The organism is Streptomyces sp. MBT65, from assembly GCF_016612545.1.
GTDB lineage: Bacteria > Actinomycetota > Actinomycetes > Streptomycetales > Streptomycetaceae > Streptomyces.
Genome location: NZ_JAENRY010000202.1, coordinates 1 through 14,841, shown reverse-complemented (window position 1 = coordinate 14,841; position 14,841 = coordinate 1). Strand labels below are relative to the sequence as shown.

12 protein-coding genes and 1 pseudogene are annotated in these 14,841 nt (G+C 71.9%); 11 read left to right on the top strand and 2 right to left on the bottom strand.

The features are described 5' to 3' along the window. Positions 1-269: 269 nt before the first annotated feature. From JHN63_RS35045 to JHN63_RS35005, 9 genes and pseudogenes are all read left to right on the top strand, one after another. A pseudogene (locus tag JHN63_RS35045) lies at positions 270-1,026 on the top strand (TIGR03619 family F420-dependent LLM class oxidoreductase); the annotation flags it as partial. Positions 1,027-1,409: 383 nt separating this feature from the next. Then, positions 1,410-2,468: a ketoacyl-ACP synthase III gene (locus JHN63_RS35040; protein ID WP_307782058.1), complete on the top strand. Its 1,059-nt coding sequence runs from the start codon at positions 1,410-1,412 to the stop codon at positions 2,466-2,468. Continuing rightward, a complete protein-coding gene (locus tag JHN63_RS35035) occupies positions 2,465-3,349 on the top strand; it encodes an SDR family NAD(P)-dependent oxidoreductase (protein WP_200688452.1) in 885 nt (294 codons plus the stop codon). The genes JHN63_RS35040 and JHN63_RS35035 overlap by 4 nt, the downstream gene beginning before the upstream one ends. A 37-nt stretch (positions 3,350-3,386) precedes the next feature. Next, positions 3,387-4,181: an AfsA-related hotdog domain-containing protein gene (locus JHN63_RS35030; RefSeq protein WP_200688450.1), complete on the top strand. Its 795-nt coding sequence runs from the start codon at positions 3,387-3,389 to the stop codon at positions 4,179-4,181. Beyond that, positions 4,178-6,070, top strand: a complete 1,893-nt coding sequence (locus tag JHN63_RS35025; protein WP_200688448.1) for an acyl-CoA dehydrogenase — start codon at positions 4,178-4,180, stop codon at positions 6,068-6,070. Before JHN63_RS35030 ends, JHN63_RS35025 begins: the two co-directional genes overlap by 4 nt. After that, on the top strand, positions 6,067-7,140 hold the full coding sequence (locus JHN63_RS35020) for a beta-ketoacyl-ACP synthase 3 (RefSeq protein WP_200688446.1): 1,074 nt from the start codon (positions 6,067-6,069) through the stop codon (positions 7,138-7,140). The genes JHN63_RS35025 and JHN63_RS35020 overlap by 4 nt, the downstream gene beginning before the upstream one ends. Further along, positions 7,113-7,352 carry an acyl carrier protein gene (locus JHN63_RS35015; RefSeq protein ID WP_200688443.1) on the top strand — a complete coding sequence of 80 codons (240 nt, stop codon included), beginning with the start codon at positions 7,113-7,115 and terminating at the stop codon, positions 7,350-7,352. The genes JHN63_RS35020 and JHN63_RS35015 overlap by 28 nt, the downstream gene beginning before the upstream one ends. Next, positions 7,349-8,572, top strand: coding sequence for a beta-ketoacyl synthase (locus JHN63_RS35010; protein WP_200688441.1), 1,224 nt, complete (start codon positions 7,349-7,351; stop codon positions 8,570-8,572). Before JHN63_RS35015 ends, JHN63_RS35010 begins: the two co-directional genes overlap by 4 nt. Before the next feature lie 130 nt (positions 8,573-8,702). Further along, complete coding sequence (locus tag JHN63_RS35005) at positions 8,703-9,947, top strand: hypothetical protein (protein ID WP_200688439.1); 1,245 nt, start codon at positions 8,703-8,705, stop codon at positions 9,945-9,947. Positions 9,948-9,974: 27 nt separating this feature from the next. On the opposite strand, the gene JHN63_RS35000 is transcribed toward JHN63_RS35005, so the two are convergent. Then, positions 9,975-11,075: a hypothetical protein gene (locus JHN63_RS35000; protein WP_200688437.1), complete on the bottom strand. Its 1,101-nt coding sequence runs from the start codon at positions 11,073-11,075 to the stop codon at positions 9,975-9,977. 70 nt (positions 11,076-11,145) lie between these two features. On the opposite strand from JHN63_RS35000, the gene JHN63_RS34995 reads away from it, so the two are divergent. After that, the gene (locus JHN63_RS34995; protein ID WP_307782057.1) at positions 11,146-12,261 is read left to right on the top strand and encodes an FAD-dependent oxidoreductase; all 1,116 of its coding nucleotides are present in this window, start codon (positions 11,146-11,148) and stop codon (positions 12,259-12,261) included. A 180-nt stretch (positions 12,262-12,441) separates the two neighbouring features. Further along, positions 12,442-13,440 carry a L,D-transpeptidase gene (locus JHN63_RS34990; protein ID WP_307782056.1) on the top strand — a complete coding sequence of 333 codons (999 nt, stop codon included), beginning with the start codon at positions 12,442-12,444 and terminating at the stop codon, positions 13,438-13,440. Positions 13,441-13,470: 30 nt separating this feature from the next. On the opposite strand, the gene dacB is transcribed toward JHN63_RS34990, so the two are convergent. Continuing rightward, positions 13,471-14,817 (bottom strand): D-alanyl-D-alanine carboxypeptidase/D-alanyl-D-alanine-endopeptidase, encoded by a 1,347-nt coding sequence (dacB, locus tag JHN63_RS34985; RefSeq protein WP_200688435.1) that lies wholly within the window; start codon positions 14,815-14,817, stop codon positions 13,471-13,473. Positions 14,818-14,841: the final 24 nt, after the last annotated feature.

The window sequence follows — 14,841 nt, the reverse complement described above, 5'->3', positions numbered from 1 at the left end:
CGTCGGCAAGCGTCAGATGTGTATAAGAGACAGGCCGCGCCCCGCAACCCCGCAGCCCCAGGACGGGTCCGTACCCGCAGTCCGGTGAACCCTCTCCGTACCCCGGTTCGTGTCCAGTGCAGTGCCCGCGGTGATCCCGTGGGCCACCGAATGTCGACGGACAGGAACGGATGACTCAATGATGAGATCTAGGACCGCGACACGACTCCCGCTCGACCGTCCCGCCCGCTCGCTCGCCGTACGTGGCGCGCGCTGGGGGCGGCGCTCGCCCTTGGCGCGTTGCTCGGGGCGTGGCCGAGCCCCTGGTTACGCTGACCCTCGCGGCGGCGGTCACCGAGCGGGTCGAACTGGGCACCGCCGTGCTGGTCGCCCCGCTGCACATCCCTTTCCAACGTGGCCAAATCCCTGGCCACGTTGGACACGGCGAGCGGCGGCCGGGTGATCGCGGGCCTCGGCAGCGGCTGGTCCCTCGACGAGTACGCGGCCGTCGGTGTGCGCCCGTTCGCGGAGCGCGGCAAGGTCATGGACGAGGTGTTCGAGGTGTGCCGCGCGGTGTGGGGACCGGACCCGGTGCTCTACGACGACGGCCGGATCACCAGGATCGCCTCGGCCGTGGTCGGTCCCAAGCCGGCCCGGCCGATCCCGATCCTGGTGCCGGCCAACTCCCCACGAGCCATGCGCCGACTCGTCGACCACGCCGACGGCTGGCTGCCGTACGCCGACGGACCCGAGCAAGTCGCCCAGGGTTGGCGCCAGTTGCAGGACCTCGCCGCCGAGCGGGGCCGCACCCGGCCGCTGCGCACGGTCGTACGCGTGAATCCGGACTACACCGCCAAGCGGCACGAGGGTCCGGACCGCCGGCCCTTCCAAGGCGACGTCGAGCAGATCGTCACCGATCTGATGGCGTACGCCGAGATCGGCCTCGACGAGTTCCTGGTCGACGTCTCGTGGGTCGCCCGGGACGCGGAAGAACTGAAGGACGTGGCCGCCGAGGTGTACGCGACCGCCCGCGCGGCCGGTTTCTGAGCGGGGTCAGGCAGCATCCGACGGTCCGGGTGAGATGGCCCCGTGACTGCCCCTCCCGCCCGCAAAGGGACGGCGATTGACCCGCGGCGGAGAATGCGACACCGTCAATAGCGGTAGAGGTTCAAGGAGTTCACGCAAGCCGGATTCAACACGCTCAACATTTCCGTGTGTTGCTCGGCATCCCGTGGTGAATCGGCGTGGATCAGCGTGAATTGGGGTGTGCGGAATCGCGGGGGGTGTCAAGCGAATTCGGTGAGTGCTTCGACCTCTGCCCTTCGCGCCCTGATGGGGCACTGTGCCCGGCGGGCAATCTGGCGGAAGCCGAACCGCGAATGCGGAAATCGGCGAACTCCCCAACCCTGCCTGCTTTTTGGAGGTACACGGTGTCCCCAGCGCCGAGCATCGGCGTGCTCGCCACCGGCACGTGCTTACCCGAGCGCATCCTCACCAACGACGAGGTCGCCGACGCGGCCGGTGTGGACCCCGGCTGGATCGTCCGGCGCACCGGCGTGCTGCGCCGGCATGTGGCGGAGCCCGAGCAGGCCGCCTCCGATCTCGCCGCCGAGGCCGTGCGCAAGGCGCTCACCGCGGCCGGTCTCCCGGCCTCCGCGCTCGGTCTGCTCGTCCTCGCCACCTCCACCCCCGACGAACTGGGACCGTCGACCGCGTGCCGGGTCCAGGCCCTGGTGGGCGCGGACCGGGCGGTCGCCTTCGATGTGGCCGCCGCCTGCTCCGGCTGGCTGTTCGCCGCCCGCGTCGCCCACGACTGGCTCCGTTCCGGCAGCGGCGAACGCTATGCCGCCGTGGTCGGCGTCGAGGTCTACTCCCGTTTCGTCGACCCGGCCGACCGCGCCACGGCCGTGCTGTTCGCCGACGGAGCGGCGGCGACGATCCTCGGACCCGTCCCGGGCGGCACGGGATTCGCCCCGATCCGACTGGGCTCGGACGGCGGAGCCGGCGACGTCCTCATCCCAGCCGGCGGCAGCCGACTGCCCGCCTCCCCAGGGACCCTCGCCGCCGGGCGCCACAAGGTCCACATGGACGGAAGGGCCGTACGGGACTTCATTCTGCGCATCTTCCCGGAGGTCCTCGGCGACGCTCTGGACCGCTCCGGCCTGCGCCTCACGGACGTCGACCTGCTGGTCTCCCATCAACCCAACCCCCTGCTGCTGCGCCGCGCCGCGGTCGACGCCGGTGTGCCCGAGGAGCGCGTGGTCATCGTCGGCCACGAGGTCGGCAACATCGGCGCGGCCTCCATCCCGTACGCCCTGGCCACCGCGGACCGCGACGGACGGCTGCGCACCGGCAGCCGGGTGCTCGTCACCGCGTTCGGCGCCGGGCTGACCTGGGGGAGCACGGTCCTCACCTGGACCAGGGCACAGCACGGCGCCCTCCCCGCACCCCGCACCGAAGCCCCCCGCACCGAAGGAGCCCCGTTGTGACCGCGCCCCTCTCGTCCACCGTCCCGGCCTCCACCACTCCCGGCACCCTCGCCTCCCTCTTCCGCCTCGACGGCGCCCGCGTCCTGGTGACCGGCGCCTCCCGCGGTATCGGCCGCGCCATCGCGGTCGCCTGCGCGGAGGCCGGAGCGGATGTCGCCCTGGCGGCCCGCAGCTCCGACGCGCTGCACGACGCCGAGTCAGAGGTACGCAAGCTCGGACGGCAGGCCGTGATCACCTGCGGTGACCTCGCCGACTCCGGGACGGCCGCACGACTCGTCGAGGAGGCGGTCGCCGGGCTGGGCGGCCTCGACGTCCTCGTGCACAACGCGAGCGTCTTCCCGGCCGACGACACCGGCACCTCGCACCTGGTCCCCTTCGCCGAGAGCGGCTCCGCCGAGTGGGACCCGCTGCTCGCCGTCAACATCGGCGCCACCGTCGACCTGTGCCGTGCCGCCCACCCCTACCTGACCGCCTCGCCGACGGCGTCCGTCGTCCTCGTGTCGTCCGTGGCCGGGCTCATCGCCACCCCGGCGATGGAGGCGTACGCCGTCACCAAGGCCGCCCAACTCTCCCTGATGCGCTCGCTGTCCGTCGGCTGGGCCCGGCAGGGCATCCGGGTCAACGCCCTGTGCCCCGGCTGGGTGCGCACCGACATGACCGGCCCCATGCAGCAGCACGCACCGCTGTCGGACTGGCTCATGAGCCATGTCCCGCAGGGCAGGTGGCTGACGCCGGAGGAAGTCGCCGCCGCCGCGCTCTTCCTGGCCGCGCCCGCGGCCTCGTCCGTCACCGGACACGCCCTGGTCTGCGACGGCGCGCTGTCCGTCCCGGACGGCGGCCTCGCCGGCATCCCCAAGCCCGCCTCGCCCTTCGCCGCCTGACCCACACCCGCCCCAACCACTCGCCCAGGAGCGACACATGACGACGGATCAGACCCACGCACCGGAGACGAACGACGACGAAGCCCTCCACCACGGCGACTCCCTCCACCAGTGGGTGGTGGGGGAGTCCTTCCAACACGCCAGTGTCCAGCCGGACTTCACCACAGCGTCCCAACTCCGCGACCGGCTCCGCCACCGGCCCCCCGACCAGGACAACCCCCTGCGCATCCGCCCCGGACTCGGCGTCGACGACACCGAGTGGAGTGACCTGACCTCCGAACTGCTCAAGGCGTACGGCACCGCCGTCCTGCCCGAGGGCCGACCGCCGACCGCCGTGCCCCGGCACAGCGTCCTCAAGCACAGCCGCGACAACGTTCTCATCGGCGACGCACACGTCGAAGGCGACGCGTTCCAGGCGCAGTTAGCCGTCGTCAACGACACCGAGATGCTCCGGGACCACACCGCCGACCAGCAGCACGTCCCCGGCATGCTCCTCATCGAGGCGTCGATCCAGCTCGTCACCTGGGCGGTGTCCGAGATCTGGCTCCCACCCGCCGGACATCCCCCCTACTACGCCGTGATGCACGCCAGCGCCTTCGAGTTCAGCCGGTTCGTGTTCCCCCTGCCCACCCTCCTCACCGGCACCTTCACCCGGACCGGCCCGGCCGAGGACGACAAGATCCCGCTGAGCGCCGAGGTCCGGGTGCGCCAGGCGGGCCAGGACTGCAGCCGGGTCAGCATCGACCTGCACGCCTTCCGCCCCGCCCTCGTCTTCGCCATCGAGGACGGCCAGGCCCGCCGCACCCTGCTGCGCGCCGCCCCCGCCGCATGACCGCCGACCGCACGGCCACCGAGACCGCGCAACCGCTCCGGCGACTCCTCCACGGCGACACCGGGTCGGACGTCGACACCCTGGACGGCCTGCTCGACACCCCGCCGTTCACCAGGTCCGCACCACCCTGCGGCCCCGACCGGCACGCACGCACCTACGACCGGCTGCGCGCCCTGGGGGAGTGGGTGGGCGGAGCCAACGCCCTGCACCGCGACCCCGCCCGCCTGCTCGCCGTACTGGAATGGTCCGCCACCGTCGACCCACCCCTCTTACTCGCGGGCACCGTGCAGTACGCGGTCTGCGTCGCGGCCATGGCCGAACTCGGCCGACCCGGCGCCTACTTGGGCCCGCTGATCGACGAGGTGGACCGGCACGAGACCTTCGGCTCGATCATGATCACCGAGATCGGCCGCGGCAACAGCCACCTCGCCACCCGCACCGAGGCCCGATTCGACCCCGTCACAAGGGAGTTCACCCTACGGACCCCCGACCCCGCCGCGGCCAAGTTCATGTCCCACGTCGCCGGCACGGGCCGCGCCCACATGGCCGTCGTCTACGCCCGTCTCCTCCTCGCCGGCCAGGAGCGCGGGGTCTTCCCCTTCGCGGTCCGCATCCGCGACACCGACCGGATCACGGACGGCGTCCACGTCACCGAACTCCCCGAGACCACCTCGGTCCCGCTGAACTACGCCCTCGTCACCTTCGACAACACCCGTGTCCCCTACGACGGTTGGCTTCGCGACGACGCCTCCATCGCGCCCGACGGCGAGTTCTCCGACCCCCTCGGCGACCCGGACCGACGCCTGGTGCGCTCCCTCTCGGTCTCCTCCAACGCCTCCACCGGCGCCGCGGCGGCCCTCACCGCGGCGGCCCGCGCCGCCGTCACCATCGGCATCCGCCACAGCCAACACCGCCTGACCATGGGGCGGTTACGCCCCGACCTCCCCGTACTGCACTACCGCACCCAACAAGAGGCCCTCTACGGCGTCCTCGCCGAGGTGTACGCGTGCAGCTTCCTCGTCGCCCGGGTCAAGGCGCAGTACGTACGGCAGCGCAGCGCCCCCGCCGACCTGCCCGGTTCGTACCGCCCGGTGTGGGCGCCCTGGGCCTCGGTCAGCCGCGAGCAGGCCCTGGCCAAGGTGGCCGCGACCCGCGTCCTGGGGCACGCGGCCGGAGTCTGCCGCGAACGCGCGGGCGCCCAGGGCCTGTTGACCGTGAACCGGCTCCTCGAGTACGAGGGTCTGGCGCAGGTGTACCAGGCCGCGGCGGGCGACAACCTCCTCATCCGGCTGGACGCGGGCAAGCAGCTCGTCGAGGACCTCACGCACACCGTCCCGATCCCGGCGGCGATGCCCGATCTGGTGTCCCCCGACGGGGCGTTGGCCCTGGCGCTCCTGCGCGAGCGCGGCCTCCTCACCGAGCTGCGGAGCCGTGTCCAAGGCGTCCCCGTGGACGAGAAGACCGCCTTCGAGACCTGGAACCCCCTGCTCCCCGACCTCGTCACCCTCGCCGACGCACACCAACAGCGACTGCTGCTGGAGGCGTTCGCGGAGGCGGTCGCAGAATCCGAAGCCGAAGCTGAATCCGAATCCGACGCCAGCGTCGGCACCGACCAGGCACCCCACCTCGCGGGCCTGCACGCCCTCCACACCCTGTACGCCCTGAAGTCACTGGAACAGACGCTGAGTTGGCACCTGGAGAGTGGATCGCTCACCGCCTCCGACGCCCTCCGCGTGCACCGGGACCGCGACCGCGCCCTGGACGACGTACACGCGCATCTCACCGTCCTCCTGGACGCGGTCGCGCCGCCGGACGCGCGGTTCAGGGCTCCGATGGTCGAACAGGACGTCGTGGCGGCCCTGTTCGCGAGCGTTGGGCGGACACCGTGAACGCGGTCGCGGTCATCACCGGACTGGGGGCGTCCCTGCCACCCGACCGGATCAGCAACGAACAGCTCGTGCGCGAGGGACTGGACACGTCGGACGCGTGGATCCGGACCCGCACCGGGATCCACAGCCGTCATCGCGTCCGTCCCGGCACCACGACCGGTGATCTCGCGACGGCCGCCGCACGCGGAGCACTGGAGTCGGCCGGTGTGCACGACGCCGGTCTGCTGATCCTGGCGACGACCACCCCCGACCGCCGATGCCCGGCCACCGCACCGGAGTTGGCCGCCCGTCTCGGCATGACCGGCACGCCGGCGTTCGACCTCGCCGCCGTCTGCTCGGGCTTCGTCTACGCGGCCGCCGTCGCCTCGGCGGTGCTCATGGCGGGCGCGTACGACAGCGTGCTGCTCGTCGCGGCCGAGACCTACTCGACGATCGTGGACCCACGCGACCGCGAGACCGCCGTCATCTTCGGCGACGGCGCGGGCGCCGCCTATCTGACACGCGGAGATCAACAGGACCCCGGCGCCCTGGTCCACTTCGACCTCGGCAGCGACGGCACGGGCAGCGACCTCATCACCATCCCCGCGGGCGGCTCCAGTTCGCCGTACACCGACGAACCGCCGCCGAGACAGGACCGCTACTTCCGGATGCGCGGTCGGGAGGTGTACGCCCGTGCCGTGCGGCAGATGGCCGACTCCTCGCGGACCGTCCTCGACCGGGCCGGCTGGACCGTCGACTCCGTCGAGGCCTTCGTCGCGCACCAGGCCAACCAGCGCATCCTCGACTCCGTCGCCGACCGGCTGGGCATCCCGCCGGAGCGTTGTCACGGGAACCTGCGCGAGGTCGGCAACACCGCGGCGGCCTCTCTTCCCCTGGCCCTCGCCGACACCGCCGCCCGAGGCGCCGTAGCGCCGGGCGCCCGCACTCTGCTCACCGCCTTCGGCGGCGGGCTGACCTGGGGCTCGATCGCCATGACCTGGCCCGAGGCGAAACCCGTCCGACACGCACCCGCAGCCCGTCCCACGCACAAGGAGACCGATTCATGTCTGCCGTCCACGACCACCTCGTGACCACACTGACCGGCAAGTTCGGCGTACCGGCCGGGACCGTCCGGCCGGAGGCCTCCTACGACGACCTCGGCCTCGACTCGCTCGCCGTGGTGGAACTGTTCATGACCCTCCAGGAGGAGTGGGAGGTACCGCTCGACGACTCCGACGCGGCGGGCACCCTCACCGTGCGGGAGACCGTCGACCTCGTGGAGCAGCTGAAGGCGAGGTCGTGACCGGGCCGGAGGTGGTGGTGACGGGGATCGGCCTGGTCACCCCGGCCGGAATCGGACGGGAGCAGACCTGGGAGCGGGTCTGTTCGGGGCGTCCTACGGCCATGGACGACCCGGAGTTGGAGGGGCTGCCCGTCGGCTTCTCCTGTCGGATTCCCGGCTTCGATCCGGGCGTCCATGTTCCGGGAGCGCAGCCGTGGCGCCTCGACCGGTATGCGCTCCTCGCCCTCGCGGCGGCCCGAGAGGCGGTCGCCGACGCGGAGTTGGAGCCGAGTACCTGGGACGGGGACCGCGTCGCCGTGGTCGTCGGATCGAGCTCCGGCGGGATCGCCACGCTCGCACAGCAGCAGGACCGGCTGCGCGAACGGGGACCGGCCCTGGTCTCACCGCTCACCCTGCCGATGTTCCTGCCGAACATGGCGGCCGGTCAGATCGCCATCGAACTCGCCGCGCGCGGGCCGGTGCTCCAGACCGGCACGGCCTGCGCCTCGGGTGCCACCGCGATCGGCGTCGCCGTCGACCTGCTCCGCTCGGGCGCCTGCGACCTCGCCCTGGCCGGAGGCGCGGACGCCATGGTGACCCGGCTCTGCTCGGCCGCCCTGTTCCGCACGGGAGCCCTGTCCCGGCGCGTCGAGGACCCGGCCGGAGCGTCCCGTCCCTTCGACGCGGACCGGGACGGATTCGTCCTGGCCGAGGGGGCGGGCATCCTCGTCCTGGAACGCGCCCCCGACGCCGTCGCCCGCCGCGTCCGGCGTTATGCCACGCTCGCCGGCCATGGCGCGTCCGCGGACGCCCACCACCAGACGGCGCCCCACCCGCGGGGTGCGGGCGCCGAACTCGCGATGCGCCGGGCCCTGACCGACGCCGACGCCTCACCCGCAGACGTCGACCATGTCAACGCCCATGGCACCAGCACCCCGATGAACGACCGCATCGAAGCGGCGGTCGTCGAACGGCTGTTGAGCGGTCGCCCCTCCGTCACTGGGGCGAAGGGCGTCACCGGTCACACCATGGGCGCGGCCGGGGCGATCGAGGCCGCGCTCACCGCGCTGACCGTCTTCCACGGGACCACCCCGCCCACGGCCAACCTCCGACACCCGCTCAAGGAAGCCGAGTTGGACCTGGTGAGCGGAGTTCCCAGAACCGGCAAGGTGTCCCTGGCCCTCAGCAACTCGCTCGGCTTCGGCGGTCACAACGCGGTGCTGGCCTTTCGGCCGGCCTGAGTCGAACGGATCAATCACCGTGATCACGTCTTTTCATGGTAGATGGCAGGGGAAATGGAAAGAGAATAACGATCAATATCTTTTGGGTGATCGAGGCGCGGCGCGAAACCGTCGATGACAGGAGACCTGGATGGCGCGAACGCGCATTCCCAATACCCGGCTGCGCGCGCTGATCGAGGAGACGGACTGGACCCAGGGCGGCCTCGCGCGCGCCGTGAACGCGGTGGCGGCCGAGTCGGGGCTGGTCCTGCGGTACGACCGGACCACGGTGGCCCACTGGCTGACGGGCAGTCATCCCGTACCGCGGGTCCAGCCGCTGGCCTGCGAGGCACTCGGCCGGCGCTGTGGCCGCGTCATCACCGCCGACGAGGCGGGCTTCGTGCCCCAAGTCCCGGTGGCCCCGGGGAAGTTGACGCCCCCGGACACGGGCGGCCTCGCCGGTCTGCTCCACGGACTCTCCGGCCCGGTTCCCTATCGGCCCGCACGGACCCGGCCCGCGAGCCGGGCCCCGGGTGCGGGAAGGGCGGCCGGGTCGGCGCGGGTGCCGGGCGCGCGGAACCACGCGGCCTTGTTCTTCACCCGGGCCCTCCAGGCGCAGGGCGGCGGATTCGCCCGTGGCACCCTGCGCACCTACCTGGCCGAGGCGGTGGCCGGCCAACTGAGCGGCGCACGCGGTGAGTCACGGCGGGAGCGATACGCCGAGGCATCACAACTCGCGCTCGTCCTGGGCCGTATGTACGCGGACGACCTGCGCAACGGCGAGGCCCAGCACTGCTACCTGGCGGCACGGGAACTCGCGGTGACCGCGGAGAACCGGGAGTTGACCGTCATCGCCCTGCGGACCCTGAGCGCGCAGGCCTACGGCCTGGGACATCTGCGGATCGCCGACGAGACCGCCCGCGCCGCCGTCAGGACCGCGCTCGGCACCCCGCGCGCGGTACGGGCCTTCGCCCAGGCCCAGTTGGCGGTGACGGCCGCGAGCCGCGGCGAACGCGAGGACGCGTTGCGGGCGCTCGCCGAGGCCGAGGGCGGCGTGGTCCCCGAGGGGGCGGTGCGGCACCCCTTCGAGTCCTACGCGCGCGCCGACTTCGAGTTCCAGCGGGGCGAGGCGCTGCTGGCGCTGCGCGAGGCCGGACAGGCGGTGCCCGCCTTCGAGTACGCGCTGGCGGCCCGCGCCTCGGACGATCGCCGGGGCGCGGCCCTGACCCGGCTGCGCCTGGCGGACGTACTCCTGCCGCTGGGGCGGGTGGACGAAACACGTGCCCTGGAACGGGAGTTGAGGGAGGACGGCGACGCTCTGCGCTCGGCGGCGGTCACCCGACGCACGCAGGAACTGCGGCGCTCGCTGCTGCGGTTCGGCGGGGGCCGGGGGTGAGACGGCGGGCGTGCGGTCCTCCGCGTGTCAGCCGACCGGGGTGCGCCGTACTACCTTGCCCTGGTCGTCCGCCTCCAGCGAGGCCGCGCCCTCGGCGCCGGTCACGCCGACGCGGACGGTGAGGGTGCCGGTGAGGCGGTCGACGGTGATCTGCCAGGTCTGCGGAGAGCGGACACCGAGCGTGGACCGGGCCTCCTCGACCAGGGCGGGGAGACGTTCGTAGGGCACGGAGGCCGGGTCGAACCCCGGGGCCGGTGAGCCGGTGGGGGCGAACACGACCGACAGCAGGCGGTCCTGTACGACGACGGTGAGCGCCCGGCCGGAGTCCTTGCCCTTGGTCAACGAGCCGACCGCCCGGCGCAGTTCGCCCTCGTCGAGAAACGACTGGCCGGCGCCGAGGGCGACCGTGCCGGACGCCGAGCTCACGACCGTGGTCGACGACGTGGAGGAGACGGACGGCCGGCCGGAGGAGGACGGTTGCCCGGTGGTGTCCTGGTCGAACAGGTCGGCACGGAACAGCAGGATCACGGCGGCCGCGGCGAGCAGCAGCGCGATCAGCGAGACGAAGCCGACGGCACCACGGCCCTCGGCGGGGTCCCGCACCACGGCCGGTCCGGGCGCCGAGTCGAGACGGGCCCCGGCCAGCCGCTCCGCCCACTCCGGCTCCGGCCGCTTCAGGATCCGCACCCGCCACAGCCGGTCCTGCGGATACCGGACCACCACGACCGAGCCCGGCCGGTAGTCGGACAGGTCGACGAGATTGATGTGCTGCTTGAACACGACGCGGTACGCCGGCCCGTCGTCCGGAGCGACCGTCACGTCGAACCGCACCGCCACATCGCTCGTCGCCTCACCCCCTACGGCCTCCAGCGTCTCGATCCGCGCGAGGGCCGTACAGAGCGGAACCGCCGCCTCCCGAACCCACCTCGGCATCGCGGCGAGAAAGAGCAGCAGACCGTAGGCCACGGGCACGCCCACGCTCAGGACGCACAACGTCACACTCCCGATGACACAGCCGACGACGAAAGCGGCCAACGACGCTCCGGTCACGCCACCCGTGAGGATCCCCCGCACGAAGGCGACGGGGGTGTTGCGGGTGGGCGGCGGCACGTTCTCGGTGATCGTCACACCGGCGATTGTGCAGGCGGCGGGTGAACGGGGGGAGGCGGGGAATGTCTCGATGATGAGGACAGGTTCCGTGAAGCCACCAGGCCGTGTCGCCGTGATCGGCGTGGGCATCCTCGGAGCCTGCGTGGGCTGGAACCTGGCCCGGCGCGGTGCCGAGGTGGTCCTCGTCGACGCGGGCCGGCCGGGCGAGGGCGTCACCGACTGGTCCTTCTCGTGGGTCAACGCGAGCAACAAGACCGTGCGCAGGACCTACTTCGACCTGAACGTCGCGGGCATGGCGGCGCACCGCGAACTCGCCACGGCCATCGGGCCGGACACGTGGTGGTATCCCGGCGGCGGCCACCTGCGCTGGACGGACGACCCCGTGACTCAGGCGAGGTTCCTCGAGACGGCCGAACTGCTGGCCGATTGGGGCTACCGGGTCGAGGTGTCCACGGGAGCCGAGGTGCGCCGCGGCCTCGAACCCGCGCTCGCGCTGCCCGACGAGGTACCCGTCCTGCTCTACCCCGACGAGGCCTGGGTGCACGGCCGCCGTCTCGTCGGCCGCCTGGTCGGCCAAGCCGTCGCCGCAGGCGCCGAGTTGAGGTCCGGCACCGAAGTCCGTGACCTGGTCGCCGAGGCCGACGGGAGCGTGCGGACCGTCGCCCTGTCCGACGGGAGTGGCCTCGACGTCGATGCCGTCGTGAACGCGGCGGGCCCGAGCGCCTCCCGGATCGCCGAGCTCGTCGGGCGCCACCTGCCGATGCGCCGGGAACCCGGAGTCGTCACCCGGATCGACTGCGATCCGGTCCCCGTCCACCGGGCCATGCACGCGCCGCACATCGAGATCCGCCCCGACGGAGACGGATCGATGGTCCTCCACAGCCGCGAGGTGGACGCGCTCATCGACACCGGCGAGGAGGATCCCGCGGAACTCGCCCGGCTGCTGCACGCATCGGTACGACAGGTCGTCCCCGCACTCACCGACTCCCGCATCGCACGGACCCGGGTGGCGTTCCGGCCCATCCCTGCCGACGGTTTCCCTTCGGTGGGAGCGGTGCCGTCCGTACCGGGCTACTACGAGGCCGTCTCCCACAGCGGCATCACCCTCGGGCCGGTGCTCGGCCGCCTCCTCGCCGCCGAGATCCTCGACGGGAAGAGGGACGAGCTGCTCGCGGACTTCCGGCCGGAGCGGTTCTCCCGCTGACAGCGAGGCCGAGGCGGGTTTCCGGCATACCTGGGCTGTTTCGTGGTAGGCGCCAGAACAGCGTCGATCACTCGCCGCGTACCGAGTCTTGAGAGACGTTTTACGTGCCGCGTGCAACTGAGGCCCCCTCTGTCGCTGTCTGACAGTGAGTCGGGCCCGTCAGGGTCGAGGAGCTAGAGAGTGGGGCAAGTCGTGGGACGGCGCAAGGGCAGCATAGGGATCGCGCTCGTGACGGGTGCGGTGCTGGTGGGCGCGAGTGCCTGCGGCGGGGGTGGCAGCGACAAGGCGGGCGCGGACGACGCGAAGGCGTCGGCCAAGGCGAGCGCGAGTGCCTCGCCGTCACCGACCAAGCCCGCGGGCCCACCGATGCTGCTGGACACCATCACCCCGCAGACCGGAACCACGGTCGGCGTGGCCATGCCTATCTCGGTGATCTTCACCAACCCGGTGGCGTCCAAGGCCCGGGCCACGGTCGAGAAGCACATGAAGGTCAGCGCCTCGCAGTCGGTCGTCGGCGCCTGGCACTGGATGGGCGACAGGCGCGTCGACTGGCGCCCCAAGACGTACTGGCCCTCCGGTACGACCGTGAAGATCGACGCCGACATGAACGGCGTCAGCAACGGCAACGGACGCTACGGCGTGCACAGTTACACGCACACCTTCAAGATCGGCGACGACGTCCGCGCGGATGTCTCGGTCACCAACCACACCATGAAGGTGACCAGGAACGGCGCGGCGGTGCGCACCCTGTCGATCAACGCGGGCAGCGCCGAGTACCCGACCTGGGACGGCACGATGGCCGTCATCGACAAGCAGGAGAAGGTCCACATGACCTCCTGCAGCGTCGGCATCAGCTGCGACAAGAGCAGCCCCAACTTCTACGACCTGACGCTGCCCTGGGACATCCACCTCACCCAGTCCGGCACCTACGTGCACTACTCGACCGGTGACCCGAACCCGGGCAGCGGCAGCGCCCGCGGCTCGCACGGCTGCGTCCACCTGTCCCTGTCGGACGCCAAGTGGTTCTACGGCCAGGTCAAGCAGGGCGACCCCATCACCATCACCGGCTCGCCCCGCGGCAAGGCCCCGGCCGACAACGGCTACGCCGACTTCAACCTCGGCTGGGACCAGTGGCTCGCGGGCAGCGGCGCCGGCGAGGGGACGACCGCGGCGCTCTGACGCGCCGCGGTGCCGTAACCCGCAACCCTCCTATGCCCAGCAGCCGTTGACCGTGGCGGCGAGGCCGTCCAGGGCGTCCTTCGTGGCGTCCGGGGCGGCCGTCGAGTTGTTCTCGATGAACGAGAAGATCTTCCAGCGCCCGTCCGCGGCCACGGTCAGACCGCTCAGCGCGATCGCACCGGTCAGCGTGCCCGTCTTGGCGCTGACCTTCCCGACGGCGCACTTCGAGTCCGCGGTGTCGAACCGCCCCCACTCGGGACCCAGCGTCGAACCCGCCTCACCCGAGACCGGCAGCCCCTCCACGATGTACTTCAGGATCGGGGCGTTGGCCGGGTCGTCGGCGAGATGCAGGATGTCGGCGATGGTCTGCGCCGGGATGCGGTTGGAGCGGGAGAGCCCGCTGCCGTCGTAGACCTCGAAGTTGGCCAGCGAGACACCGTACTGGGTGAGTACCTGGCGTACGACCGCTGTGCCGTCCTCGAAGGTGGCCGGGCGGCCGGCGGCCAGCGCCGTCATCCGGAGCAGGGTCTCGGCGATATCGTTGTCGCTCACCTTGAGCATGTGCTCCACGACGGCCGACAGCGCGGCGGACTCGTGCTGGGCCACGGGGACGGCCGACGTGGCGGCGGTGGCGTGGGCGACGGTCCCGGTGACGGTGACCCCCTGCTTGGCGACCAGCTTGGCGAAGATCTGGCCCGCGTCGAGCGAGGTGTCGGTGACATGGCGGCCGTCGACCACCAACGCCCGTACCGGAGCGATGGAGTCGGGGTAGTAGCCGGAGTTCCAGCCCGTGGCGAGCGTGGGCTCGGGGAAGAGACTGTCGTCGACCGCCACCTTCACCGAGGTCAGGCCCGCGCTCTTCAGGCCCGCGACGGCGGTGGTGGCCATCGCGGTGAGGTCGGCGGTGGTCAGGGTGCGGTCCCCGCCCCCGACCAGGGTGAGCGTGCCGTTGTCGTAGACGGCCTTCGTGGTGAAGCGGTGGTCCGGGCCGAGGATCGTCAACGCGGCCGTGGAGGTGGCGAGTTTGGTGTTCGACGCGGGCATCAGCGCGGTCGTCGCGTCGTGGCCCCAGATGGCCGCCGTGGACTGGGCGTCGATCACGACACCGCTGAACGTGCTGCCCAGACGGACGTCCTGGACACGGGTGTCGAGATTGTTCGCGATCGCCTGCTCGGCGGTGTCGAGCGTGACGGTGTCGGTCTTGGCGAGGGTCTTGGGCGCGGCCTGCTCGGCCGCGAACGCGGACGTGCCGAACAGGATCGTCCCGGCGACCGGCGCGGTCACCGCGATGACGGCGACACGGCGGAGCACCGGTCCGGCCGTTCGGCTCTTGCGGTGGCGTCCGCTCGCGCGGTCTGCGGAAGGGGAGTTGGACATAGGGGCGGCCTCGAGAGGGGGTGG

Excerpts from the sequence above, each read along its gene's own strand:
- JHN63_RS35030 (WP_200688450.1), top strand. The coding sequence starts at position 3,387 with ATGACGACGGATCAGACCCACGCACCGGAGACGAACGACGACGAAGCC.
- JHN63_RS35025 (WP_200688448.1), top strand. The coding sequence starts at position 4,178 with ATGACCGCCGACCGCACGGCCACCGAGACCGCGCAACCGCTCCGGCGA.
- JHN63_RS35015 (WP_200688443.1), top strand. The coding sequence starts at position 7,113 with ATGTCTGCCGTCCACGACCACCTCGTGACCACACTGACCGGCAAGTTC.
- JHN63_RS35005 (WP_200688439.1), top strand. The coding sequence starts at position 8,703 with ATGGCGCGAACGCGCATTCCCAATACCCGGCTGCGCGCGCTGATCGAG.
- dacB (WP_200688435.1), bottom strand. The coding sequence starts at position 14,817 with ATGTCCAACTCCCCTTCCGCAGACCGCGCGAGCGGACGCCACCGCAAG.